The organism is Enterococcus sp. DIV1758 (genome assembly GCF_051711985.1).
Classification (GTDB): domain Bacteria; phylum Bacillota; class Bacilli; order Lactobacillales; family Enterococcaceae; genus Enterococcus; species Enterococcus faecalis.
Window position 1 is genome coordinate 450185 of the sequence record NZ_JBIOOA010000001.1, and the last position, 24534, is coordinate 474718.

Consider the following 24534-nt stretch of genomic DNA (forward strand, 5'->3'; position numbering starts at 1 on the left):
TATAAACTGATAGAAACGAAAGCTTAGCAACTGCTGGGCTTTTTATTATGTCCAAGCGTGATGACGTTAAAAGCTCCGGAAGTGCAAGCATTTATCCACTTTAAAAGATATGGAAGGAGTACTAACTATGGAACAAAAAAAACTGTTGCTATTAAATCTACAATTCTTTGCTGAAAAAGATGAAACAGATATTCCAGACGGTTCTGAAACATCCAAAAAGTTGAATGTAGATGAGTTGAGCGATGAAGAAATTACAGCAATTAAAGAAAAATTTGGTTTTAAAGATGACAAAGAAGTTGATTCTATTGTCAAAAGCAAAAAGTCACGTTGGCAGAAAGAGCTCGAAGAAGAAAAAAATGAAGCTGCTCGTTTAGCAAAACTTAGTGAGGAAGAACGACAAAAAGAATTACTCAACAAAGAGAAGTCAGATTTCGAAAAGGAAAAAGAAGCATTTAGACAGGAACAATTATTTGTAGAAAAAGGTAACCAGTTGCAGTCAATCGGAATTAGCAAAGAATTAGCTTCGCGTATTAAAGGTGATACAGCAGAAGAAATTTTAGAAGATGTCAAAACGTTTAAAAAGGCTTGGGACGAAGCGTTAAAAATTGCTGTTGACCAGGCACTGTTGAGTTCGGTTGATTCACCGCTAGGATCGAATGCATCTATTCCTGACATAAACCCTTTTGCGCCTGAAACTTTAAACCTTACAGAACAAGGAAGATTGCTACGAGAAGACCCAGAAAAAGCTAAAGCTTTACAAGCATTAGTTAATAAATAGAAAGTAGGAGAAAAAATGAAAAAAAGTTTAATTAAAATGAATTTGCAAATATTTGCAGCGAAAACGAAGATCGAAGATGTCATCGTACCTGAGGTATTCAATAGTTATGTTATTGAACGTACAGCTGAATTATCAGCATTGTATCAGTCAGGTATTGTTGTGAAAGACCCAGAACTAGATGCGTTAGCAACTGCTGGTGGTAAGCTGATTAACATGCCGTTTTGGCAAGACTTAACTGGTGAAGATGAAGTGTTATCTGATACAGATTCTTTAGAAACAGATAAAATTACTGCTAGTCAAGATGTCGCTGCTCTTTTAATGCGAGGTAAAGCATGGAAAGTAAATGATTTATCTAAGGCTCTATCTGGGGATGATCCTATGCGTGCGATCGGTGATTTGGTCGCTGCTTATTGGGCACGTCGTCAACAAGCTACTTTGTTAAGCGTCTTAAAAGGTGTGTTTGGAGCAGCTTCTACTAAGATGAATGAAAATAGTTTAGATATTTCAGCCGAAACTGGTAATGATTCAGCGTTTACTGGCGAAACATTCTTAGATGCATCTTATAAACTAGGTGATGCCGAAGAAAAACTAACTGCGATCGCAGTCCATTCATCTGTTTATGCGAACTTACGTAAGCAAAACTTGATTGAATTCTTATTAGATTCTAACAACACGAAGATTCCTACTTACATGGGAAAACGTGTAATTGTTGATGACGGAATGCCAGTATCTGGAGATGTTTTTACATCCTATATTTTCGGGCAAGGTGCTATTGGTTTAGGTAATGGGGCAGCTCCTGTTCCTACAGAAACAGACCGGGATGCATTGGCTGGAGATGATATTTTAGTTAACCGTCAACACTTCTTATTGCATCCACGCGGAGTGAAATTTACAAATAAAACTGTTACGGGCTCATCACCTACGAATGCAGAATTAGCTACAGGAGGAAACTGGGAACGTGTTTATGAGTCTAAAAATGTTCGTATTGTTCAATTTAAGCATAAACTTTGGGTTCCTAAAACTGTTATTCCTGGTGGAGGAACGGGCGAATAAAGGGGTAATCTTTATGGATAAAGAAGAAGTAATCAAGCACACAAAAGCACTTGTTGTTCGACTTGGAATTGATGAGACTGAATCTGAAAAAATCAAAGGAATGTTAGAGGATGCTATTGTTTTAGTTCTTGATTATACCAATAGAGAAAAAATGATAGACAAGCTATACTATTACGCTCGTCAACTAGTAATAATCACTTGGAATCAAGAAGGGAACGAGGGAGAGACTTCACGCTCAGAGGGTGGTGTCTCTCAAAGTTTTATTACAGATATTCCTGAAAAGCTAAAATCTGGATTGAATAACTATCGCATAGGAAAGGTTGTGAAATACTATGCGTCTAAGAAAACGTAATTTGGTTGTTGCCTACTTGAAAAAACGTCATCTTGAAAAAGATGATGAAGGAAATGACGTTGTTACCTATTCAAGTGAGTTCAATGAACTACACATGAATATTCAGTCTGCAGGTGGACAAGTAGCAGCTACAATTTATGGTCAACATTTACCTTATATCAAACTCTGTAAATATCAAGGAGATTTGTTAAAGCCAAATAGAAATGAAAAAGATGGCATTTGTTTATATGTTAAACCAGAAAATGATCCAGATTATGAGATTGAATCAATTCAGCCTTTCTCTTCTCATTTAAATATCACATTAAAGAAAAGAGGAGTGTAATGGGTGTTGAGATTAGAGGCTTAGACCGCCTTAAACGTAAAACCAAGAAAGCGACAGAGTTAATATCTGATGCAGCATGGGATGCGACTTTTGAACTTACAGAATTGATTCAGGGAGCTGCAGAACTACGCTTGGCTTCCAGCATTAAATACGGAAGTGGTGAACTGTCAGGAAGTTTAAAAAATGAGGTTGTAGTTGATGCGAGTGGTCATCTTGTCGGCCGTGTCTGGTCAGATAAAGAACAAGCAATTTACAGAGAGTTTGGTACTGGGCAAATTGGAGAAGCAAGTTCTAAAGACATTCCGACTGGAATAATGCCTGTTTATTCGCAGAAACCTTGGTTTATCCCGGCTGAAAAAGTAGCAATAGACTTAGAAGCTATGTATGGTATTCCAAAAATTACGATTCAAGGCCAAGATTTTTTCATAACTAAAGGTCAGCCCTCGAGACCGTTCTTGTATCCGTCACTTCAAGAAATGATTGAACAAGCTTCAGAAATATATATAAAGCATGTTAAAGAAAGGCTGAGGGAATTATGAATAAGATTGACTTGAAACCTATTGTTTATCAATTACTTACACAAGTTAAAGAGATTAAGAAAGTTGCAACTGATTATCCAAGTAACTGGACCTCATTCCCTTCCGCGATATATAGAACTAGCTCACAACCAAAAGAAATCGATTCGCAAAAAAAAGAGTTACAGACAACTTGGATGATTACTATTGAGTTATATGGAAATACTAGTTTGACTGCATTGACGTCATTAGTTATAGAGAAGTTTAATTCTATAGGATTTACAGGTACTAGTAAAGATGCAAACACAGCTGATATGCATCGAGTTATCATTGAACTAACTGGTGTAGTTGACAATGTAACAAAATATGTTTATAAAAAATGAAAATTTGGAGGTAGCGACAATGAAAAAATTAGATTTACAACTATTTGCTGGAGAACCAGCATTTGAAGGGCTATTATCAAAAGGCACTAAGTTGTCATACAAAGATGGGGCAACTTCAAAAGATATCGCAGCAGTAAAATCCATTCCAGCATTAGGAACAGACCCTGAAAAAGTAGAAGTGACTCACTTGGGTTCAGAAAAAAAAGCATATATTAAAGGATTACAAGATAGTGAAAGCTTAGAATTTGCTATCGTTTATCAAGGAACAAACTTCAATGATATTCATACTATGGTAAAATCTGGCAAATCATTTGATTTCACGATTACCTATCCTGATGGATTAACAGCAACTTTTTCAGGAGAACCAGATTATAAATTTGATGGAGCAGAAGTCAATCAAGCTATTGGTTTTAATTTAGTTGTAGTAGTATCCAAAGGACCAGATTTTACACCTGTCACTGCTCCAACAACAAAATAAACAACAATTTAAAGAGCAGAGAAACTCTCTGCTCTTTTATTTAGGAGGAAATGTAAATGTCAAAAAATAATTTAGTAGCTATGCCTTTAACAAAAGAGTTTGAATTTGGTGACTTAACACTTCAATTGCGATTAGATGGGAAATCTATTCTTAACATTGAAAAGCGATTAGATGAAGGTATCATGGGATTATTTGTAAAAAAACAAGGGGAACTTAAATTACCACCTGCAAATAGTTTACTTATCATTTTGCAAGGAGCAAATAAGACGAGTGGTGTAACAGATAAGGTTATGGTTGATGCATTCGAAAAATATATTGATTCAGGCAAAACTACAATGGATTTATTTGCAGAAATTAATGATTTCTTAGATGAATCTGGTTTTTTCGGAAAGAAAAAAACGGAGAAAGAAGAGACAAATGGGGAATCTCTGGATCAGGAAGTAACCGAGGAGGAAAGCATGCTGTAACATACAGCACTTTAAGTGAGCTTCTAGAGGCTATGTATCCACAAGCTGTAGAAGCAGGCATCCCAGCTTCAGAATATTGGCTTATGACTTTTGATGAGCTTATGGTACAGATTCAAGCCAACAAAAAGTGTAAAGAAAACGAGCTGAGAGAAAAAGCAATGTTCGATTACTCTCAACAAAAATTAGCAGTTTATGCTTTTAATGATCCAAAAAAATTCCCTAAGTTTGAAGAAGTATATCCTTTTTTGAAAGACGTTGAACAAGTGGTTAATCAAGGAATAAAAGAATACAACACTCAAGAAGACTCAATGTATAGAGATCAGGATATTTTAATGAAAAATGCCAAGGCTATTAAAGAAACTAGGAAACGAAAGATGATTGAAGAAAGGTAGGTGAAAAATATGGCGATAGAACTTGAAACATTAGAAGTTCTGCTAGATGTTAACTTATCAAGAATCGATGCAGCTATGGAGAAAGTTTGGCCTAAGTTTGATTCTATGTTAAAGAAAATTGAAGGTACTTCAAAAGATAGCATGGATAAAACTGAAAAAAATCTAAATATAGATAAAGGCGTACAAGCGTTTAGTAAGCAATTGGATGAATTGTCTAAAAATGTTGAGCGTATGACTAATACTATTTCTAAAAATACCAAAGATGCATCAAGTGATATTGGAAATAACTTTGCATCAGGTATAAGGAAAGCAAAACCAAAAGTTTCTAAAGAGGTTGACGCTCTGGTCAATGAAATTAATGCAAAAATGGGTCAAGCAAAAGCAGCACAAGAGAAGGTTGCGTATTTAAAATCACAAAGACAAGATGCATCTGCAAAAGGTGATACGGGAAAAACAATTAAATACGATGAACAAATCGCAAGAGCGCAAGCAAATATGACTAAATTTCATGATCAAGCAAAGGGATTAGCCAAAGGGATAAAATCTGAATTTGACTCGGTGCCAAGTTCTTTAGATAACATTGTGAAAAAAATGGCACTGAACGAAATTCAAATAGAAGCTATGAGAAAGAAAATAAAAGGATTAAAAAGTACGTATGAAGACCAAAGGATTCCGAAAGGTACTTTTCAAAATGGTTTTAAAGAGTTTAAAGATACTCCTGCATCAGACAAAACGGCAGAAGCTATTCAAAAGCAATCAGTCAAAATGAATAAATTAATTAATGACAATGATAGATTGCAAAAAGAATATGCTAAAACAGAAGATAGAGCTAATTCATTGAGAAAAGCTTTAGCACGAATTAATACGGCGTTGGGATCTTCGTCAATTCGTACAGGAGATGCTGTAGATGGAGCTACTAAAACAGGAGCCGGAATGAAACAATCAGAGCGTGCAGTTTCAAGATATGGTGGAGTATTTAATCGTATGCAAAATGCTCTTTCTCATGGATCAAGAGGATTAGGCAATGGTTTTAAAGATAGTCTAGGTTTTGTAAGTAAATTCGGTAGCATATTTTCTTTAACTAGTAATAAAGTTAATCGAGGAACACAAGGAATGTCTCGGCGAACTGGACAGCTAGGTCAGTCGATGCGTGGATTGTTACCATCATTAATTGTTTATCAATTAATTGGAAGAGCAATATCTGGATTAGCCAAAAATTTGTTTGCAGCTTTTAGGACCAATGAACAATTTTCTAATTCTTTAAATCAGATCAAAGTTAATCTTATGACTGCTTTTTATCCCATTTACACAGCGATTTTACCAGCAGTTAATACGTTAATGAATGCACTTGCAACGTTAACAGGTCAATTTGCAGCTTTTATAGCATCTATTTTTGGAACTACTTATCAAGCAGCAAAGACAGGAGCTAGTGGACTTTATGATGATATTCAAGCATTGGAAGATACTGGAGATGCTGCAGAAAAAACTAAGGAAAAAGTGAAAAAATTAGAACGAGTATTGATGGGGTTTGATGAAATCAATAAATTGAGTCTGAATAATGACAAAGAGGATGATAGTTCCTTAGATAAACCTAACAAACCGTCTACTGATTTTGGTGCAGCAACAGGGGATTACCAGCCGCCAGCGTGGATGAAAAACTTTAAAAATCTGCTTAAAGATTTTTTCAAACCATTTCAAGATGCTTGGAATAATCAAGGTAAAAAAGTAATAGATGCTTGGAACTATGCTTTAAAAGAAGTAATAGGATTGGCAAAAGCTATAGGCAAGTCATTTATGGAAGTATGGACTAATGGGACAGGTCAGCGATTTATTGAAAATCTTCTAATATTATTAGCAGATGTATTAAATATTATTGGTGACATAGCAGGTGCATTTAGAAGAGCATGGGAAGACAATGGTAGAGGAACTGCCCTTATACAATCTATATTTGATATGTGGAACTCTATCTTAGAACTTTTGCATAGTGTTGCGACCGCTTTTAGAGATGCGTGGAATGACGGTACTGGCGAATCAATTGCTGCTAATATATTAGAAATCTATACTAATATTTTTAAGACAATAGGTAATATTGCTGATCAATTAAAGAAAGCATGGGAATCTAATAATACTGGAAGAGAAATCTTTTCAATAATTCTTGGAATTATTGATGATATTCTAAGTCACATAAATGGTATAACTAAAGCGACTGCTGATTGGGCTAAAACTCTTGATTTTACGCCGTTATTAAGTAGTGTTAAAAATTTACTGAAAAGCATTCGTCCATTAGCTGACAAGGTCGGAGAAGGGTTAGAATGGTTCTATAAAAACGTCCTATTACCTTTAGCAAGCTATACTATTCAAGATTTAATACCAGCATTTTTAGATACGTTAAAAGGAGTTATTGATTTACTTAGTGGCGTCATTGACGCATTTAAGCCAGCTTTTGATTATTTTTGGAACAATGTATTAAAACCCCTAGCTGAATGGACAGGGGGTATAGTAGTTGATGTATTGAAATCACTTGGTGACGTGTTGTCTACAATTGGTCAATGGCTTTCAGAACACGCAGAAGGTTTTTCAAATTTCGTTATAGCTTTTGGTACATTTGTAGGAGCGATTAAAGTAATAGGAGCTGCTGTGAAAGTTGTTGAAGTTCTATCTGGAATCTTCACTTTTCTTTCGAGTATTGGTGGCCTTAGTGGAGTGCTTTCTGCAGTAGGAACAGCGATTGGTACAGTAGTTGGTATTTTAGGAGGACCTATAACAGTAGCGATAGGAGCGGCTATTGCAGCCGGAGTGTTACTTTGGAAAAACTGGGATACAGTAAAAGAAAAAGCAGGACAATTAGGTAAATGGATTAATGAAAAGTGGAATGGAATTAAAAATTCTACATCTGAAGCTTGGGATAGTGTAAAAAAATGGAGTTCTGAAAAATGGGAAGATACAAAAAAATCAGTTAGTGATAAAGTATCTACAATTAAAACTAATGTTTCAGATAAATGGAGTGAAATAAAAAGAGGAACATCTGATACTTGGGAAAATGTAAAAAGTACAGTATCTGATAAAGCAAATACAGCAAAAAATAATGCTGTTAGTGCATGGTCGAATATGAAAGAAAAAATGGGAAGTTATTCGAGCACAATCAAATCAAATGCAAAAAATGCATTTGATAGTGTAGCTTCTTGGGCATCTGGAATGGGTGAAAAAATAGGCTCAGGATTAAGCAGAGGTGTAAATGCTGTGAAAAGAGGAGCAGCAGCGATTGGTAATGGAATTGTTAGTGTTATTGGGGGCGCTGTAAATGGAGTCATCAATGGTATTAACTGGGTACTAGGAGCAGTAGGATCAAGTAATCGTTTAACTGCGTGGGAAGTTCCAAGGTATGCAAAAGGTACCAATGGACATCCAGGAGGGTATGCAATGGTTAATGATGCTGCTGGCAGCCGTTATCAAGAAATGTTTATGCTGCCTGACGGAAGAGCTGGTTTATTCCCTAAACAAAGAAATTTGTTAGTTAACTTACCTAAAGGTTCTCAGGTTATACCAGGAAATCAAATACCAAATTATGCTAAAGGAACTAGTGGGTGGCTGGATAATCTTCAAGATTTAGCTTCGAATATTTGGGACTATGCAACCAATCCTAAAAAAGTATTAGATGCTGCTGTATCAAAATTTACTGATTTATCTGGAGTGTTTGAACCCGCACTGTCAATTGCTAAAGGTGGAATATCAAAGATGACTGAAGGCGCAGTCGGTTTTGTTAAAAAATTCTTTGATGAGGGTAGCGAATCCCCAAAAGGTACTGGAGTTGAAAGATGGAGGCCTGTTATTAAAAAGGCTTTAAGTATGAATGGATTACCTTCTAATGAAACATATACTGGTGCTTGGTTAAGGCAAGTGCAATCTGAATCTGGAGGAAATGAAAAAGCAGTACAAGGTGGATATGTTGATGTAAACACTATTTCAGGAGACCTTGCAAAAGGGCTACTACAAACAATATCTGCTACATTCAATGCATATAAATTCCCAGGTCATGGAAATATTTTTAATGGATTTGACAATTCATTGGCAGCAATAAACTATGCAAAAAACAGATACGGAGTTACAGGAATGCTTCAAGTTATTGGTCATGGACATGGCTATGCTAAAGGAACACCTTGGGTACCTGAGGACCAATTAGCAATGATTCATAAAGGAGAAATGGTTGTTCCAGCTGGCGCAAATCCTTTTAATCCAGATAATCAATTTAAAGACTTTAAAAATCTGCGTATGCCTGACCAATTATATTCGTCACAAAGTACAATAAATAATACTGATTTTAACAATTCCTCTCCAAATAATGTAAATAGTTATGGTATTTCTAGACTAGAGAATTCTCTGGTTAATGCAATTATGTCCCTAGTGAGTTCTCTTGGTGCATCAGCTTCGCAAAATCGGGATGGTGATATAATTATAAACATAGGCGGAGAAGAATTTGCTCGAATTGCTATTTCTAAAATTAATGAATATAATCGGAAAATTGGTTATAATGCACTTGAAATATAGAGGTGAAACTATGTCTGGAATGTTAAAAATAAACGGACAGACTGTTCGATATCCTAAAGAATATTCAGTAGGGATACAAGCAATTGATGCTGATTCTAGCGGCAGAAATGCTAATGGAGAAATGGTACGAGATGTAATTGCAGAGAAAATTAAATTAACGATGAAGTGGGGGCCTCTGAGTGATTCAGAGGTCTCTTCCATTTTGCAAGCTGTAAAAAGTAATTTCTTTCAAGTTGAATACCCAGACCCCTTGATTGGAAGGCAAAGAGTTAAAACATTTTATGTAGGTGATAGAACAGCTCCTTCTTATTCATGGAATGGTAAATTTGAAGAATTGAAGTGGGAAGGATTAGAAATGAACTTTATTGAACAGTAGGCAGAAAGGAGTATACATGTTAAAAGTTTCAGAAAGATTTTTAGAAAAAATAAAAAGCATGGATAGAAATATCGTCACTCGTATAACTGCAAAAAATAAAGTATACACTGGTAATGACGTTAATTATTTAAAACTTGACTATGGTGCAATGGTCGGAGACAGCCTACAAATTGGCTCTACGTATTCTAACTCTTTAGAAATAGAATTTTGTTCAGTAATTACAGAGTTTGAAGAGATGGACGAAATCGTAATTGAATTAGGTGTTGTAATTCATGATGCAGAAAGTGATATCAGTTCAGTTAAACCGGCAAAAGTAGGCTCTGCTAAGATAGGTTCAGCTAAATTAGTTGGATATAAGCCAACTGAATATGAATATGTTAATATGGGAACTTTCTATATTACAGAATCAGATCCTGATAGAAATGAGAAAAAGACTACAATTAAAGCTTTAGACAGTTTCGTTTATATGGAAGGAATGTACAAGTCAGAATTACCTGAAATGGAAACAATAAGAAATATTGCAATTGATATTGCTAATAAAGCTGGTATTAAAGTTGATTTATCGTCATTTAATGGATTAAGCACGGTTAGAATAAAAACTCCTAAAAACTGTACTTATAGACAAGCAATTGGAATGATAGCACAATTTGAATGCGGATACGCTCATTTTAATAGAGATGGACTTTTAACTATAAGAAATCTGACAGATCCACGCTTTCAAATAACGCCAAGTGAATACTTTATGAAAGGCCTAAAAAAGAACGAATTAATGTACAAGCTTGGCGGTATTTCTTGTGAAGTAAGATCTGATGAAGAAGGTAGTAGTGAAACTATATTACTTAAAGCTGGTTCCGATAAAGGAGCTCAGATAAAGTTATCTAATAATTCTATGACACAAACATTATTAGATGATATGTATGTGAAATTAAGGAATTTAAACTTTTACCCATACAATTTATCTTGGCGAGGTAATCCAGCATTGGAAGTTGGAGATTGGATTACTTTTACAGATAGAGAAGGTAACAAATTCAAAAGTCCTAATCTAAGCTATTCTTTAGAATATAGAGGTGGCTTAAAAGGAACGAGTTCAGCCGACACTAAAGCTATTTCATCACAAACAACTCAATTCAAAGGACCTATTCAACAACAACTAGATGATTTATATTCTAGAGTTGATGCTGCTGGTAAAAATAATGTATATGATGGGACAGACGAACCTAAAAATCCGAAAGAAGGGGACCTGTGGTTTAAACCTAATGGTCCAGATACTGAAATTTGGATATATAGAGATGGAAAATGGGTAATGCAAACCTCAACTGCTTTAGATGAAGATATTAAGGAGAAAATTGAAAATTCTACCCCTTCCGACGAAATCGTGAAAACAATTAATTTAAGTCAAGAAATGGATGGAAAAGAATGGCTTAAAATTACAGGTGCAAAAATTTGGTTAACAGATCAAACAAAAATTGATGATGCGATTATTACTCACGGGATGATAGGTTCTGTAGATGCTGGAACAATAAAAGTAGGAACTTTAGATGCGGGCAAAATACGGGTAGTTAATCTTGATGCTAGCGCAATTAGTACGGGTACTTTGACTGCAGTTAATATTGAAGGAGTTAAAATAAAGAGTGCAACAATAACATCAATAGGACAAGATTTTACAATGGTAGAAGATAATGGTGCGATAACTTGGAAGCGGAATAGTGATGGAAAAGAGATATTTAGCTTCTATACGACATTGATGAACCAAAAAGAAGGAAACGTAAGATTAGATGTTTCAGATGAAGGTTCATTTACAATTCGAAGTAAAAAACATGGCAAGTCATTTTTATCATTTTATGGGGCAACAAATGATATGTCTGGCTTAGCATATTTGGATACATTCAATATAATAGGAAGCAAAAGTAGTCTGAGTTATAAGCCGACGGGATTTGATTATTATTCTTTTTCAAATAAAAATCCTAGATTGTATTCGACAGATACAGGATTCTATATAGGTAATAATGACGTTCGTGTTTTAAGTAATAACGGAAGTATTAGTATCAGAAGTGTATCAACAGAAATTAGTGGTAACTTACGTGTTACTGGCTCTAAAAATTCTCTTGTTGATACAGAAAACCATGGGCAGCGTTTATTAAATGCTTATGAAACTCCAGAATATTATTTTGCAGATTATGGAAAATCAGTAACTGGATCAGATGGCCAAGTAAAAATTGAAATCGAATCTATTTTCTTAGAAACAATTTTTACTAACAATGAAAACTACCATGTTATGTTAAGTCCTTACGGAGAAGGTTCAATTTGGGTAGAAGAAATAAAAAGCACCTATTTTATTGTAAAAAGTGACAAGCCAGAAATACCTTTTTCTTGGAATATTATTGCATATAGAAAAAATTATGAAGATGTTAGACTGAGCCAGCCTCAATAGTGGAAAAGGAGAGCATATGATGCCTATAAAAGAAATGGAAATTTCGTCAGAACAAGTAATTGATCAATTATTAAAAAAAATAACAGAGTTAGAATATGAAAATGCAGCTTTAAAAGCAGTTCTATCTAATAAAGAGAGTAATGATTAAGGAGTGTTTTTATGTCTTATGAAAAACAGCATTGGCAAACATATGATGAACTAAAGACAGAAGAAGAAAATAAAGCGTTAGGTGCAGTTGTAACATCTGAACGCATGAATCATGTAGAAGATGGAATCGCAATCTCACATGAAAACATTGATAGTCATATTAAGCAGTTTGATAATCCTCATAAGGTAACTTCTGAACAGGTAGGAGCTTATACTAAAGAAGAATCTAATAAAAAATTCGCAGCATTGGGCAGTTCGTATACAAAAAAAGAATCAGAGAATCTATTTATTGAACAAACTGAAGCAGAAAATGGTTTATTTGTAAGGAAAAATTCTAAAATATCAGATTTAAATGATGCTGTGGAGCCAGGTATTTATTCGATTCCAGCTACAGGGGTAGAAAATAAGCCATTACCAAACTCTGGAAGCTTGATTGTTAATAAAGATTCAGGTGGAGTCAGACAATTATTTCAAACAGAGAGAACAATGGTCATTCGCCAATTTGGTGGAATCCCTTCAACATGGACAGACTGGAAAGAAGTCGCATTTGCACCGAATGTTGTGAATTTATCAAATAATCAAGAAATAGACGGGGTAAAGAATTTTAAAAAAAAACCCAAAATATCAGGAGTGGATATTGCATCAACTGAAGATATACTAGCAACAAACAAAGTTTATCGCTATTTACGAACTTCTTTGGATTTGTCTAATAAAGTTCAAGTAGCAAAAGATGCAATCAATGCAACGGAAAGTAAAGTAGACATCTGTAGAGTAGGAAACATGGTATTTTTCAATATGCGTATAAATGTTAAGGATTATACTAAATTTGGTAATGATATGCCGGTTATTTATGATTTGCCGATGGGTTTTAGAACGCTTGGCGATTTAATCTCAAATACGTATTTTAATAATAGCTTGTCAGTATCACAATGGGCATTCGCACAATCTGCAGCTAAAAACTACATGGCAATTGCAGAGGGATCGCCACAAGATATCCGGTTTGGTAGTTCGCACAATGGAAATACTTATGTACAAGGTTCTTGGCTGACTAAAGATCCTTTTCCAAAAGAAGGCTCTTTAAATGGCGGTACTGTTTCAATTCTTAACAGATTACCTGATGGATCGTTAACATAAGTAATGAATAATACAAATATAGCCGTTTAGCGAAAGCTAAGCGGTTTTATTGTAAGTAGAAAGTAGGTGCAGGATGAACTTAACACTAGAACAATGGTTAGCGCTAATTACATTTTTAGGCGGAATTATCTTCGCATTAATGAAATTCTATCATGTGTTTTCTCAATTAGAAGATAGTATGAAAGAACTAAAGCAGGCTGTTGACCGATTAAATAACCATGAAGTGCGCATTAGTCGATTGGAAGAACAAAATAAAACCCTCTTTCGAGGAATTGGAGGAAATAAAAATGATTGATTGGAAATTAAGAATAAAAAATAAACAATTCTGGTTGTCTCTTATTCCTGCAGTTTTGCTACTTATTCAAGTAGTTGCAGTTCCTTTTGGGTATAAATTTCAAATTGATGTGATTAATCAGCAACTGCTAGATGTTGTCAATGCAGTGTTTGTTGTATTAACTATTTTAGGAATTGTGACAGACCATACAACGCCTGGTTTATCAGATAAAAAGGAGACAAATAAATGAAAAAGAAAATTTTAGCAGGGGCGCTTGTCGCTCTGTTTTTTATGCCTACAGCTATGTTTGCCGCAAAAGGAGACCAAGGTGTGGATTGGGCGATTTACCAAGGCGAACAAGGCCGTTTTGGCTATGCACATGATAAATTCGCTATTGCCCAGATTGGTGGCTACAATGCTAGCGGTATTTATGAACAATACACATATAAAACGCAAGTAGCAAGTGCTATTGCACAAGGTAAACGTGCGCATACCTATATTTGGTATGACACTTGGGGAAACATGGACATTGCGAAAACAACAATGGATTACTTTTTGCCACGTATTCAAACGCCTAAAAATTCCATCGTTGCATTAGATTTTGAACATGGAGCGTTGGCTAGTGTTCCAGATGGATATGGAGGATATGTAAGTTCAGATGCCGAAAAAGCAGCAAATACAGAGACAATTTTGTACGGTATGCGCAGAATCAAACAGGCTGGCTATACTCCAATGTATTACAGCTATAAGCCATTTACACTAAATCATGTAAACTATCAACAAATCATCAAAGAGTTTCCTAACTCTTTATGGATTGCTGCGTATCCTATCGATGGTGTGTCACCATATCCATTGTATGCTTATTTCCCAAGCATGGATGGTATTGGCATTTGGCAATTTACCTCAACTTATATTGCTGGTGGGTTAGATGGGAATGTTGATTTAACAGGTATTACTGATAATGGTTATACTGCAACAGACAAACCAGAAACGGACACACCAGCTATTGAGGAAGGTAAAGAAGTAGAAAATACACCAAGTTCTGATGTTAAAGTTGGCGATACAGTCAAAGTAAAATTTAATGTAGATGCTTGGGCAACTGGTGAAGCTATTCCAGATTGGGTAAAAGGAAACAGCTATAAAGTACAAGAAGTAACTGGAAGCAGAGTATTGCTTGAAGGTATCTTGTCGTGGATTAGCAAAGGTGATATTGAACTATTGCCAGATTCAGCAACTGTTCCTGACAAACAACCAGAAGCAACACATGTGGTTCAATATGGCGAAACATTATCAAGCATTGCTTATCAATACGGAACAGACTATCAAACCTTAGCTTCGCTAAATGGATTGGTAAATCCAAATCTTATTTATCCTGGACAAGTTTTAAAAGTCAATGGATCAGCAACAAGTAATGTTTACACGGTTCAATACGGTGATAATTTATCAAGTATTGCAGCTAAGCTTGGTACGACTTATCAAACATTAGCTGTATTAAACGGACTAGAAAATCCTAACTTGATTTATCCTGGTCAAACATTGAGCTACTGATTTTTTTGGCAAAATCGGTTGAAAATAAAAAGTATCTGATTTAAAATATAGTTACCTTTTGATATTTCCATATTTGACCTTCTTTTATGAGAGTAAAAGAAGGGGGCACCTATCTTTTCCAAGTCCTAAGATAGGTGCATTTTTTGTTGAAATTCAAAAAAGAAAGCGGTAAAATGTCTTTACCAAACAATTTTATTTTTCATTATTACCTCTTGTCGCCTTTCCCAATTAGGCGGCATCTTTTTACATAACATTAATTAAACATTGACTTCAAATTAAAACCACCCGTAATTTTGAATATGGGTGGTTTTGTGATGTATTTACTTACTAAGTATCCTTTACAAAGAATTACTAATAATTTTTTCCAGTTGAGTTAATTTATGAATTTGGTGACTTAATTTATTGTTTTTTTGGTAAATTATAGGAACGGATATCTTTTTAAACTCATTAATATTGAGTGTAGGATTTCCCGTCTTATCATTTAATAAAGGCCTAATAAAAGTTCTTAGAATAAACGAATATATATTTAAGTCTAAATCCTTTATGAGTGGAATCAAGACTAGAGCATGTGAATTAATCACATAGGGTGAAGGCTGCATTACTTTTGCTATTCCAGCATTTACGCCATCTTTTAATATTCTTATAGAAGGAGAAGAGATAATGTTAACAGCAGCATGCGAATTAACAAATTTATTTTCGAATTCTAATGCACCAGTATATACTGGTATTAAATTTGAAATGTCATCTGAATTGTTATAAAGATATTTATCTGTGTATATTGAAGAACCTTTCCTAATGTCAAATAACTCCGTGATTTTAATGAAGGAATAACAATCTTTATCAAAAGTGATGGACACTTCTCTACAGTTTTTAAGTATTTGATAGCATCTTTTTAAATTATGTTTCCATTTATAATAATCATAGATAGAGGCGTAATTTATTTCTGAATTAAGATTAACTTCACTGTTTAGAAACTTTTCTTTGTTAAAAGTTCCATTTCCGCTTTCAGATGAAGAAAAATTAGACATGTTAGCTAAAACAAATCCACAAAACTCAAAAGGGGATAGATTATACTTATTTAGAATATGTGGATTTAGATATCCAATATATACGTCGTCATTAGTAGTGAAGTATGGATCTTCTATAAACGATAAAAACTTAACATCTCCTTTTCTATTAAATTTAAGAGTGAATTGTCCTCCTGAGAAAATTTTAGAAGATGGAATCGAAAAAAAGTTAACATATTTATTTTCAAAATATTTTGATCCTGTATATACTGGTATTAAATTTGAAATATCATCACTATTGTTATAGATGAATTCATTAGTTAAAGAAGAAGCTCCTCCATAGAGTGTATGTTCGTTAAAGAATTCATGAATTTTTACCATTTGATAGTAGCCTCTCAATCTCTAATATTGATGTGTCTATTTTTTTTAGCAAGCTATTAAAATCAATATAGGTTTCATTTCTTAGATATTTTTCAGAAGTAAGAATATACATGTTTTGTTCTATATCCTTCATATTTACAAAGAGTGATTTCCAACCGAATAGATTATCTTGTTGTTCTACACTATTCACTTTTCTTTCTTCAGGTTGAAGGCCAGAAAACAATAGTTTGAGTTGCATCTCTAATTCTGGGATATCGTCATGATACTTTGTTCGATAACGGTTATCACTTTGAGCAAACCCATCATAATCAAGTATATAATGGTATATTGGTTCTGTTTGAATTGTTAATCTCATTTCTCCTGTTGGTAATTCTGACGGATACTTCTTTTTGAAAAATACCAAATAGGTTTTTTCTTTTGTATAAGGTGCAAAAACCCATTTATTTAAAGAAACTATAGCTTCGACAGTTACATCTAATAAAAATTTTTTTCTGAATTCTGCAAAAGAAGGGTTTTCTAAGGGACCATCATTTACAACAACACAAGCTCGACCTCCAAACTTCAAAGATCGAACTATTTTTTCTAAAAATAGTGTTTCCATCCTTTTTTGAGTACTATAAAAAAAAGATTCAGTAGGAGCTGTTCCGTCATATTTACCCATTGGGGGATTAGCTAAAATATAGTCAAAAGTATTTTCTTTCCATCCTATTTTACTATCCCACTTTAGGGAATCTTGTATGTGGTTAATATTATTATGACCATCCCCTGATAGAAACATATTTAATTTTGTTCTGTTAATTGATTCAACATTGGAATCAAATCCCCAAAAAGTATTTGTTTTCAGAAGTTCTTTTTGTGTTTTATCTTGAATAGTTGAGTCCAAATATTGAAATGCTTCTGTTAGAAAACCTCCAGTACCGCAAGCAGGATCACCAATTTTAGTATTTTCAGAAATAGATTGAACATTTAGTAGTAACATTCTTGCAGCAATTGTGGTTATATGACGTCTGGTGTAATACTCACCAAACTGTTGTTTTGCATTTTTTGTTGCATATTCTTCGTATACAGCACCAAATATGTCAAATTTGATTGAACCATGAAAATTATAAGCAGATAGTTCTTTATAAATATCAATATAAGTTTGGTTAGTAAGTTCTTCGGGGAAGTGAATTAGATTCTTAAAATCAGCATATCTATTATTTTGATATTCTTTATCATGCCATAAACTTTTTCTAAATTGATTAATTGAACTTTTGATGTTTTCAATAGGAAAATCATCCCATAATTGTATATTTTTAGGTAATGTTCGAGTTTCGTTTTCTAATTCGGAAATATATTTTATGATAATAAATGAAATTGTAGGACTAATTAGCTTATCTTTATCAAGACCGACCGAGCGATATTTATTTCTTATCAATCTTAACGTCTGTGTGAACTCTTGTTGAGTGTGTTCTTTTACAGATATAGATTTAGAAGTAGAATAGTTACTATTTGTTGGATTGATGGTTTGGTTTAGTTTTAATAATGTTTCAATATTTACTAAGTTAGTAATCACTAACATATCAATACAAATTTCCTCGTCAGAGTACGAATTATAAAATCTTGTATATTGATTACAATTAGTAACGATGTAAAAAGGAAATCCTTCAGAAGAAGCTTTTATTTTTCCTTGTCTCATAGCATCTTTCCAATCATTATCTCCGATGACAGAATAAGTTGATTTTGCCTCAATTAATCCAATTCTATTGTTATCTTTATCTAATAACCAACAATCTCCTCTTAATCTTTGAGTATTTACAGTTGATGTATCAACTTCAAAAGAAAAACCAAGTTTATCTAATTTAGGTAGTAAAAAATGAACAATATCATTTGCTTCTTTTTTCTTAATCATAATTAAACCTCTTTTTTGTTATTTATAGTAAGAATACACTTTTTTTTGAAAAAACACAACTTTTCCTTGAAATATTTTATAGAATTGTTAACTATTTTCTAGAGCAAACGGCTCATAACCGTTCGGTCACAGGTTCGAGTCCTGTATGGTCCATTAAAAAAAAGGCTACTTCTCAAATTTCGAGAAGTAGGCTTATTTTTTATGCAATTGTCAAAGATTTTCTAACAAGCATTTTATTAATCACGAGTTGATTTCGTTTATTCAGATGACCATAGACAGCTAATTCAGATTGTTCAGGTAACATTAGCAAGGTGTTTGCTAACTCAGTTTTTGAGACGATACAGTTTATAGTTTCGCCCTGTGTTACTAATGAGAATCGAACGAGCATTTTTGGATACATACTTAACATTCTAATCTTTTCAACTACTCCTACATAATTAGTTTTCATAATATCGCCCTCCTGATAATACAATTATACAGAACTAACGTTCGCTTTGTCTATCGCTTTTACATAATTGTAATATTGTATTTATGATTGTTTTGCTCATATACAATATAAATTAATAAATATTAAAAGAGTTCAATTCTTAGTTAGAATTGAACTCTTGACTATGCTTACAGATAAATTAAAGAAACTGAATTTATTTTAGAACTCCAAAACGCAGAATTATATCTATTAGAAGTATGATAATTATAATCCATAAAGTTATACGCTTGTGAATAGGTTTACAGTCATGAAAAATACTTCTTATTTGTTGTCTTCGTTTGCTTAAATGTTTTTTTATTTTTGCCATAACATATCTCACAACTATCTATTACAAATCTAACAATTTCTGTTTCTTTTTATCAAATTCCTCTTGAGAAAGAATCCCCATATCTAAAAGCTCTTTTAATTTTTTTAAATTATCAAATTGGTCTATTGCATTATCACTTGATGTTTGTGTTTCTATGTTATCCAATATATAGTTTAAACCACCTAAAATTTCCTTTGCGGTGTTTGCCATTTGCTTATACATGAATTTTGACTTGTCAATTTTAAAAGTTATTAGTTTTATGAATTTAGTAGGTTTAGGACTATTTTTAACGTGAATCATTATATCTAATTGGGAGCAATAATTTTTATCTTCTTTTTTTATTTTTGATACACCGGTAATCGCAGCACCTGAAGTTCCAAATAGTATTCCGCCTAATGCTGCTCTTCCTAAGCTTATGCCTCCATGAGTAACTTGATTTCCATCTTCGATTAGTTCAAAGCTAATTAAATCAGTATAATTAAAAATTTCACTTTTATATTTAAATAGTTTTCTTGTTTCATCTATTTTTATAGGACCGTAAGAGCTAGTTTCTGTAAATTCAATATCATCTTTCTTTTTATGTTTGAATAAGCCCATAATTTTCCACCCTTTCTATATTCAGTTTTTACTGTTTAAATATTGCATTAAATGACCAGTTTGTTAGTATTAGAAATTCTTTCAATTTTATTTTATCATTAATTTTCTACTATAGAAAGAAATTATGTATAGGTAAGCCTGCCCGACATTCGTTCTTAGTTGTGGAAAAGTTGTGATATTTTATTTTGTTTCTTAAAAAAACCTTTTTTTTCAAGGGATTCAAAGCCTTGCTATTTATCGTTTAGCGAAGTAAAGTAAAAAAGCTGTTTTCGAAAATCGAAAACAGCTTTTTTTTGCAATTTTTGCCTTTTAAAAACCCAAAATCAGAACCGTCAATTTACTGAAAATTTCTTGCAAATCAAAGGATCCCACGATACGATAAATAGGAGAAAAGGCAATGAGTGAAACACTTATTGTTAACTATTTAATCAAAGGACGTGTGAAGATGAACGTAGAAGAATTAGTTCAAAAAGCAAAAGATTTAATTGGAGAAGGCAACGTGGAACATGCGCAACAATTCATTGAAGAACATAAAGATGAATTAGGCGAACACTATCATAAAATTACAGCGATGTTAGCTGATACAACGACCGATGGTTTGTTTGATAAAATTAAAGGATTGTTTCAATAGTTGGAAAAAATCTGAGATAAAAGTGGAGGCTGAGACAAAAGTGTTTAGCTCCAAAAACCAAGTAGGTACGATGATTTCATCTGTTCATGCTTCACAGTGAAACATTGCAACTCTCGCCGTTTAACAGTTTTTGAGCGTGGAGCAAAAATCCAAAGTGATTTTTGTCCCACGCTCTTCTTTTTTATTTAACTTTTAACCATTGTTTTGGCAACACATACGCAATTGGATTAAAAAGATAATCCGCTCCCCGTTTCACCACAGGCATATTCGTAATAGCTAAAATGAAGAGGGCTAAGAAGAAAAGTGCCAGAATTCGGAAAGTAAACCATTCTTTAAAGAGTGTGTCTAATTGCAAACCACTTTCCAACAGAATAATTAAGGGCATATGCAAGAGATAAGGGTAGAGGGTATCTTTTCCGAGGGGGCTTAAAGGTAACTTTCGTTTCGGCAATAATGCAAACCAAGAAAGAGACACCAATGCTGCAGCAACGTAAAAGAACAGCTGAATGAAACTACTGTATTCAAAGGCCGGACTAATTTCAGCGTAGGAAGCCCAACCAGTTAAGAAGCCCCAAAATTTCGTTGCCAATGACCATTGACTATTTACAAATAAAAAGGAGCTTAAAATTACACCTATCGCTGCCCATTTGACTTTGCGATGATCTAAAAAGGTTTGCAGCTTTTGAATATCCATTAAGTAGCCACAATAGAAGAAAGGGAAGAAGCCCAGAGTCCGTCCTAAAGACAAGAAACCTTCCACAGGTAAATAGCCTGAGGCGCAGCCGATAACAACGATAATTGGCAACATGATTTTCGGCTGAACGCGCTGAAGAAAGATGGTAATTAAGTAGAAACTTGCTAAGGAAAGTAAGTACCAAGGAACGCCCGTTTCGTTCAGTAAATCAAAATTCATTTTATTTGCAAAGGCGAAATTAGCAAGCGTAATCAACAACTTCGCTAAGAGATAAAGCCAAACAAAGGAAAGTAAACGGAGATATTTTCGTTGTTTAATGGCATGTTTACTGAAGAGTCCAGAGACAAAAATAAAGGCTGGCATATGGAATGAATAGATCCAAAAGTTGATCGTTTCCATGAGTCGTGAAGGAGAAGCTTCACGATCTAAAATATGCCCAAAAATCACTAAGAAAATTAAAAAAAGTTTCACGTTGTCCCATTTATAAATTCGCTTGTCGTTTTCCATAACGATCACTCCTTTTAGTAGAAAACAGTTCACTTTTGTTTAAGGCAGAAGAGGACAATTTTTCCATTCATTGAGTAGATAATTGTAGATACGAACCGGCAGCCGTTAAATGAGCCCCACATATTTGCGCTTAAAACAAAAAATTAGGCAGGATGTTAGTCTTAAATTATACTGAAAGAGTGACGATCCTCCAAAGATTTTGTTTATTAAGAAGTGAAAGATGCGGTGAAAATAAATGATAAAATTTCAAAATGTTTCAAAAGTATATCAAGAAAATGCCGTTTTGTCTGATGTGAATTTAACAATCCAACAAGGCGAATTTTTTGTATTAGTAGGGCCGAGTGGTAGTGGAAAAACGACGACTTTGAAAATGATTAATCGGCTCATTGAGCCAACGACAGGTGAAGTGGCTCTCAATGAACAAGCGGTAACCAATTATCCTTTACGTGAATTACGACTAAAAATTGGCTATGTTCTTCAGCAAATTGCCTTATTTCCTAACTTAACCGTGGCGGAAAATATTGAGTTGATTCCTGAAATGAAAAAATGGCCCAAAGAGCAACGCAGAGAGCGAACCATTGAACTATTGAAAAAAGTTCAGCTGGATCCTGAGGAATATCTGCATCGTAAGCCAGCAGCGCTTTCAGGAGGCGAACAACAACGTATCGGGATTTTACGCGCCATTGCAGCCGAACCAGAAGTGATTTTAATGGATGAACCTTTTAGCGCGCTAGATCCAATTTCAAGACATCATCTTCAACGTTTGGTGAAAGAACTTCATCAGGAATTAGCGAGTACCATTGTTTTTGTGACCCATGATATGAATGAAGCTTTATTGTTAGGTGAGCGCATCTGTATTATGGACGCTGGCAAAATTATTCAAGTCGATACGCCAGAAGCCATTCAAAAACATCCGAAAAATAATTTTGTCGGTCAATTTTTCAAACAATCTTCGCCAGAACTAGCGAACTATTGTGGCGCTGACTTGACTGCATTTTTAGAAGCCGCAGATGAGACGATTGAGCCAGTGCCGACTGTTTTCATGGAAACCAATTTAAAAGAGATTGTCCAACTCATTAATGCGCAAGAGAAAGCAAATTTAGTAGAAAAACAACAAGTTTTAGGGTGTATCACCTCAAAAACGATTACTCGTTTTATGGAACAACTGTTGGAAAGCGAGGGACAGTAGATGCAAGCACTGATTGAAACTTTTTTCGCTCGAAAAGAAGAATATCTGCAAGCGTTAATCGAGCATATGCAATTGTCCTTTATTTCGTTATTATTCGCTGCGTTGATTGCAATTCCTTTAGCCATTTATTTAACGAGTCATCGTAAGTTAGCGGAAAGTCTGTTACAAGTGACTGGGATTTTCCAAACAATCCCTTCTTTAGCTTTGCTAGGCTTATTGATTCCGTTAATTGGTATTGGTCGACCACCGGCAATTGTTGCGCTAGTGATTTATGCCTTATTCCCAATTTTACAAAATACCTATACTGGTTTGACGGAAATTGATCCTTCGTTAGAAGAAGCCGCAGAAGCATTTGGTATGAGTAAAAAAGAAAAACTGTTTAAGTTTGAGTTACAAATGGCGTTACCATTTATTATTTCTGGGATTCGAACGGCTACCGTTTTAATTATTGGTACTGCCACGTTGGCGGCGTTAATTGGAGCAGGTGGTTTAGGGACCTTCATTTTATTAGGAATTGATCGAAATAATTTATCGTTGATTTTTATTGGAGCCCTTTCATCGGCTGCACTAGCAGTCTTATTTAATTATGGAATTCATTGGTTGGAAAAAGCGAATGGGCGGCGACTAATCATTGGCGGTACTATTTTAGGCCTTTTGTTAGGTAGTTCATTTTTCTGGAATCAACAAACTTCTTCAAAGGAAAAACAGCTGACAATTGCTGGCAAATTAGGAGCGGAACCAGATATTATTATTAATATGTATAAAGCCTTAATTGAAGAAAATAGCGACATTCAGGTGACGTTAAAGCCAAACTTTGGCAAGACTACTTTTTTATATAATGCCTTGAAATCAGATGAAATCGATCTTTATCCAGAATTTACAGGAACAGTGATCGAGACCTTTTTAAAAAATCCTCCTCAGCTAGACAATCAACCTCAAGTAGTCTATGAAGCGGCACGCGCTGGCTTGAAAAAACAAGAAAACCTTACTTTGCTGAAACCGATGCGCTATGAAAATACGTATGCCGTCGCAGTTAAGCGCTCATTTGCAAAAGCGCATCAATTAAAAACGATTAGTGATTTACAGAAAATTAGCAATCAGTTGAGAGCAGGTTTTACGTTAGAATTTATTGATCGGCAAGATGGTTATAAGGGATTACAAGAAAAATATCATTTAAATCTGAATGTCCAATCGATGGAACCGGCGTTACGCTATCAAGCGATTAATAATGGTGAGGTAAATGTGATTGATGCCTATTCAACGGATAGTGAATTGAGACAATACGATTTAGTAACGTTAGAAGATGATCAAGCGCTATTTCCGCCTTATCAAGGAGCACCACTTATTAAAACAGCAACGTTGGAAAAATATCCAGAATTAGCAGAAATATTGAATAAATTGGCAGGAAAAATTAGCGAAGAAGAAATGAGTGAAATGAATTATCAAGTCAATGTGGAAGGGCAAGATCCTAGCATAGTGGCGAAAGACTATTTAAAAGAAAAGAATCTTCTTAAATAAGTATTTTTTACTGAAAAAGACTGGTATATAAACATTTATCCAGTCTTTTTCAGATAAATAAAGAGTTTAATGTGAAAAGTACCTGTATTTTTACTCATTTTTGGATATAATAAAAGAAATGAATGGAGAG

Annotated in this window: 25 protein-coding genes; 20 read left to right on the plus strand and 5 right to left on the minus strand. The window is 34.2% G+C overall.

The window, feature by feature from the left end:
* The first annotated feature begins 127 nt into the window (after positions 1 to 127).
* From IGJ52_RS02405 to IGJ52_RS02485, 17 genes are all read left to right on the plus strand, one after another.
* Positions 128 to 778 (plus strand): DUF4355 domain-containing protein, encoded by a 651-nt coding sequence (locus IGJ52_RS02405; RefSeq protein WP_010818755.1) that lies wholly within the window; start codon positions 128 to 130, stop codon positions 776 to 778.
* A gap of 15 nt (positions 779 to 793) precedes the next feature.
* Positions 794 to 1831 (plus strand): major capsid protein, encoded by a 1038-nt coding sequence (locus IGJ52_RS02410; RefSeq protein ID WP_002406133.1) that lies wholly within the window; start codon positions 794 to 796, stop codon positions 1829 to 1831.
* A 13-nt stretch (positions 1832 to 1844) separates the two neighbouring features.
* Positions 1845 to 2183 carry a phage head-tail connector protein gene (locus IGJ52_RS02415; RefSeq protein WP_002415688.1) on the plus strand — a complete coding sequence of 113 codons (339 nt, stop codon included), beginning with the start codon at positions 1845 to 1847 and terminating at the stop codon, positions 2181 to 2183.
* Entirely contained in the window at positions 2164 to 2505 is a 342-nt protein-coding gene (locus IGJ52_RS02420; RefSeq protein ID WP_002406131.1) for a hypothetical protein, read from the plus strand. Before IGJ52_RS02415 ends, IGJ52_RS02420 begins: the two co-directional genes overlap by 20 nt.
* A complete protein-coding gene (locus IGJ52_RS02425; RefSeq protein ID WP_002406129.1) occupies positions 2505 to 3044 on the plus strand; it encodes a hypothetical protein in 540 nt (179 codons plus the stop codon). The genes IGJ52_RS02420 and IGJ52_RS02425 overlap by 1 nt, the downstream gene beginning before the upstream one ends.
* Complete coding sequence (locus tag IGJ52_RS02430; protein ID WP_002406128.1) at positions 3041 to 3403, plus strand: hypothetical protein; 363 nt, start codon at positions 3041 to 3043, stop codon at positions 3401 to 3403. Before IGJ52_RS02425 ends, IGJ52_RS02430 begins: the two co-directional genes overlap by 4 nt.
* A 19-nt stretch (positions 3404 to 3422) precedes the next feature.
* Positions 3423 to 3881 (plus strand): hypothetical protein, encoded by a 459-nt coding sequence (locus IGJ52_RS02435; protein ID WP_010815137.1) that lies wholly within the window; start codon positions 3423 to 3425, stop codon positions 3879 to 3881.
* 56 nt (positions 3882 to 3937) lie between these two features.
* Positions 3938 to 4348, plus strand: a complete 411-nt coding sequence (locus tag IGJ52_RS02440; RefSeq protein ID WP_002406126.1) for a DUF6096 family protein — start codon at positions 3938 to 3940, stop codon at positions 4346 to 4348.
* A 32-nt stretch (positions 4349 to 4380) separates the two neighbouring features.
* Positions 4381 to 4740 carry a hypothetical protein gene (locus IGJ52_RS02445; RefSeq protein ID WP_002406125.1) on the plus strand — a complete coding sequence of 120 codons (360 nt, stop codon included), beginning with the start codon at positions 4381 to 4383 and terminating at the stop codon, positions 4738 to 4740.
* Between the two features lie 9 nt (positions 4741 to 4749).
* Complete coding sequence (locus IGJ52_RS02450) at positions 4750 to 9285, plus strand: phage tail protein (protein WP_438791872.1); 4536 nt, start codon at positions 4750 to 4752, stop codon at positions 9283 to 9285.
* 10 nt (positions 9286 to 9295) lie between these two features.
* Positions 9296 to 9661 (plus strand): DUF6711 family protein, encoded by a 366-nt coding sequence (locus IGJ52_RS02455; RefSeq protein ID WP_010821551.1) that lies wholly within the window; start codon positions 9296 to 9298, stop codon positions 9659 to 9661.
* A 16-nt stretch (positions 9662 to 9677) separates the two neighbouring features.
* A complete protein-coding gene (locus IGJ52_RS02460) occupies positions 9678 to 12092 on the plus strand; it encodes a gp58-like family protein (RefSeq protein ID WP_438791873.1) in 2415 nt (804 codons plus the stop codon).
* A 19-nt stretch (positions 12093 to 12111) separates the two neighbouring features.
* Positions 12112 to 12240 (plus strand): hypothetical protein, encoded by a 129-nt coding sequence (locus IGJ52_RS02465; protein WP_256968977.1) that lies wholly within the window; start codon positions 12112 to 12114, stop codon positions 12238 to 12240.
* A gap of 11 nt (positions 12241 to 12251) precedes the next feature.
* Positions 12252 to 13373 (plus strand): pyocin knob domain-containing protein, encoded by a 1122-nt coding sequence (locus IGJ52_RS02470; RefSeq protein WP_438791874.1) that lies wholly within the window; start codon positions 12252 to 12254, stop codon positions 13371 to 13373.
* Between the two features lie 73 nt (positions 13374 to 13446).
* Positions 13447 to 13668, plus strand: coding sequence for a hypothetical protein (locus tag IGJ52_RS02475; protein WP_002374005.1), 222 nt, complete (start codon positions 13447 to 13449; stop codon positions 13666 to 13668).
* Entirely contained in the window at positions 13661 to 13897 is a 237-nt protein-coding gene (locus IGJ52_RS02480; protein ID WP_438791875.1) for a phage holin, read from the plus strand. Before IGJ52_RS02475 ends, IGJ52_RS02480 begins: the two co-directional genes overlap by 8 nt.
* Positions 13894 to 15195 carry a LysM peptidoglycan-binding domain-containing protein gene (locus tag IGJ52_RS02485; protein WP_438791876.1) on the plus strand — a complete coding sequence of 434 codons (1302 nt, stop codon included), beginning with the start codon at positions 13894 to 13896 and terminating at the stop codon, positions 15193 to 15195. Before IGJ52_RS02480 ends, IGJ52_RS02485 begins: the two co-directional genes overlap by 4 nt.
* Before the next feature lie 338 nt (positions 15196 to 15533).
* Here IGJ52_RS02485 and IGJ52_RS02490 read toward each other — a convergent pair whose 3' ends face one another.
* The 4 genes from IGJ52_RS02490 to IGJ52_RS02505 form a co-directional block, all read right to left on the minus strand.
* Positions 15534 to 16583, minus strand: coding sequence for a restriction endonuclease subunit S (locus tag IGJ52_RS02490; protein ID WP_169061621.1), 1050 nt, complete (start codon positions 16581 to 16583; stop codon positions 15534 to 15536).
* Positions 16567 to 18474, minus strand: a complete 1908-nt coding sequence (locus IGJ52_RS02495) for an N-6 DNA methylase (RefSeq protein WP_173958904.1) — start codon at positions 18472 to 18474, stop codon at positions 16567 to 16569. The genes IGJ52_RS02490 and IGJ52_RS02495 overlap by 17 nt, the downstream gene beginning before the upstream one ends.
* Before the next feature lie 199 nt (positions 18475 to 18673).
* Entirely contained in the window at positions 18674 to 18922 is a 249-nt protein-coding gene (locus IGJ52_RS02500) for a hypothetical protein (RefSeq protein ID WP_438791877.1), read from the minus strand.
* Between the two features lie 367 nt (positions 18923 to 19289).
* A complete protein-coding gene (locus tag IGJ52_RS02505; protein WP_438791878.1) occupies positions 19290 to 19865 on the minus strand; it encodes an SHOCT domain-containing protein in 576 nt (191 codons plus the stop codon).
* Between the two features lie 397 nt (positions 19866 to 20262).
* Here IGJ52_RS02505 and IGJ52_RS02510 point away from each other — a divergent pair, with 397 nt between their 5' ends.
* Positions 20263 to 20496, plus strand: a complete 234-nt coding sequence (locus IGJ52_RS02510) for a hypothetical protein (protein WP_002355504.1) — start codon at positions 20263 to 20265, stop codon at positions 20494 to 20496.
* A 181-nt stretch (positions 20497 to 20677) separates the two neighbouring features.
* Here the strand turns inward: IGJ52_RS02510 and IGJ52_RS02515 are convergent, their stop codons facing one another.
* The gene (locus IGJ52_RS02515) at positions 20678 to 21697 is read right to left on the minus strand and encodes an acyltransferase family protein (RefSeq protein ID WP_002419968.1); all 1020 of its coding nucleotides are present in this window, start codon (positions 21695 to 21697) and stop codon (positions 20678 to 20680) included.
* Positions 21698 to 21932: 235 nt separating this feature from the next.
* On the opposite strand from IGJ52_RS02515, the gene IGJ52_RS02520 reads away from it, so the two are divergent.
* Both IGJ52_RS02520 and IGJ52_RS02525 read left to right on the plus strand, forming a co-directional pair.
* Entirely contained in the window at positions 21933 to 22886 is a 954-nt protein-coding gene (locus IGJ52_RS02520; RefSeq protein ID WP_002363150.1) for an ABC transporter ATP-binding protein, read from the plus strand.
* A complete protein-coding gene (locus IGJ52_RS02525) occupies positions 22887 to 24404 on the plus strand; it encodes an ABC transporter permease/substrate-binding protein (protein WP_002419969.1) in 1518 nt (505 codons plus the stop codon). It begins immediately after the preceding gene.
* Positions 24405 to 24534: the final 130 nt, after the last annotated feature.

What these genes read in the sequence shown, in the direction of transcription:
- IGJ52_RS02505 (WP_438791878.1), bottom strand. Translation starts at nt 19,865, where the DNA reads ATGGGCTTATTCAAACATAAAAAGAAAGATGATATTGAATTTACAGAA.
- IGJ52_RS02500 (WP_438791877.1), bottom strand. Translation starts at nt 18,922, where the DNA reads ATGAAAACTAATTATGTAGGAGTAGTTGAAAAGATTAGAATGTTAAGT.
- IGJ52_RS02420 (WP_002406131.1), top strand. Translation starts at nt 2,164, where the DNA reads ATGCGTCTAAGAAAACGTAATTTGGTTGTTGCCTACTTGAAAAAACGT.
- IGJ52_RS02490 (WP_169061621.1), bottom strand. Translation starts at nt 16,583, where the DNA reads ATGGTAAAAATTCATGAATTCTTTAACGAACATACACTCTATGGAGGA.
- IGJ52_RS02465 (WP_256968977.1), top strand. Translation starts at nt 12,112, where the DNA reads ATGCCTATAAAAGAAATGGAAATTTCGTCAGAACAAGTAATTGATCAA.
- IGJ52_RS02480 (WP_438791875.1), top strand. Translation starts at nt 13,661, where the DNA reads ATGATTGATTGGAAATTAAGAATAAAAAATAAACAATTCTGGTTGTCT.
- IGJ52_RS02455 (WP_010821551.1), top strand. Translation starts at nt 9,296, where the DNA reads ATGTCTGGAATGTTAAAAATAAACGGACAGACTGTTCGATATCCTAAA.
- IGJ52_RS02520 (WP_002363150.1), top strand. Translation starts at nt 21,933, where the DNA reads ATGATAAAATTTCAAAATGTTTCAAAAGTATATCAAGAAAATGCCGTT.
- IGJ52_RS02450 (WP_438791872.1), top strand. Translation starts at nt 4,750, where the DNA reads ATGGCGATAGAACTTGAAACATTAGAAGTTCTGCTAGATGTTAACTTA.
- IGJ52_RS02405 (WP_010818755.1), top strand. Translation starts at nt 128, where the DNA reads ATGGAACAAAAAAAACTGTTGCTATTAAATCTACAATTCTTTGCTGAA.
- IGJ52_RS02485 (WP_438791876.1), top strand. Translation starts at nt 13,894, where the DNA reads ATGAAAAAGAAAATTTTAGCAGGGGCGCTTGTCGCTCTGTTTTTTATG.
- IGJ52_RS02445 (WP_002406125.1), top strand. Translation starts at nt 4,381, where the DNA reads ATGTATCCACAAGCTGTAGAAGCAGGCATCCCAGCTTCAGAATATTGG.
- IGJ52_RS02515 (WP_002419968.1), bottom strand. Translation starts at nt 21,697, where the DNA reads ATGGAAAACGACAAGCGAATTTATAAATGGGACAACGTGAAACTTTTT.
- IGJ52_RS02410 (WP_002406133.1), top strand. Translation starts at nt 794, where the DNA reads ATGAAAAAAAGTTTAATTAAAATGAATTTGCAAATATTTGCAGCGAAA.
- IGJ52_RS02435 (WP_010815137.1), top strand. Translation starts at nt 3,423, where the DNA reads ATGAAAAAATTAGATTTACAACTATTTGCTGGAGAACCAGCATTTGAA.
- IGJ52_RS02525 (WP_002419969.1), top strand. Translation starts at nt 22,887, where the DNA reads ATGCAAGCACTGATTGAAACTTTTTTCGCTCGAAAAGAAGAATATCTG.
- IGJ52_RS02495 (WP_173958904.1), bottom strand. Translation starts at nt 18,474, where the DNA reads ATGATTAAGAAAAAAGAAGCAAATGATATTGTTCATTTTTTACTACCT.
- IGJ52_RS02415 (WP_002415688.1), top strand. Translation starts at nt 1,845, where the DNA reads ATGGATAAAGAAGAAGTAATCAAGCACACAAAAGCACTTGTTGTTCGA.
- IGJ52_RS02425 (WP_002406129.1), top strand. Translation starts at nt 2,505, where the DNA reads ATGGGTGTTGAGATTAGAGGCTTAGACCGCCTTAAACGTAAAACCAAG.
- IGJ52_RS02440 (WP_002406126.1), top strand. Translation starts at nt 3,938, where the DNA reads ATGTCAAAAAATAATTTAGTAGCTATGCCTTTAACAAAAGAGTTTGAA.
- IGJ52_RS02510 (WP_002355504.1), top strand. Translation starts at nt 20,263, where the DNA reads ATGAGTGAAACACTTATTGTTAACTATTTAATCAAAGGACGTGTGAAG.
- IGJ52_RS02460 (WP_438791873.1), top strand. Translation starts at nt 9,678, where the DNA reads ATGTTAAAAGTTTCAGAAAGATTTTTAGAAAAAATAAAAAGCATGGAT.
- IGJ52_RS02475 (WP_002374005.1), top strand. Translation starts at nt 13,447, where the DNA reads ATGAACTTAACACTAGAACAATGGTTAGCGCTAATTACATTTTTAGGC.
- IGJ52_RS02470 (WP_438791874.1), top strand. Translation starts at nt 12,252, where the DNA reads ATGTCTTATGAAAAACAGCATTGGCAAACATATGATGAACTAAAGACA.
- IGJ52_RS02430 (WP_002406128.1), top strand. Translation starts at nt 3,041, where the DNA reads ATGAATAAGATTGACTTGAAACCTATTGTTTATCAATTACTTACACAA.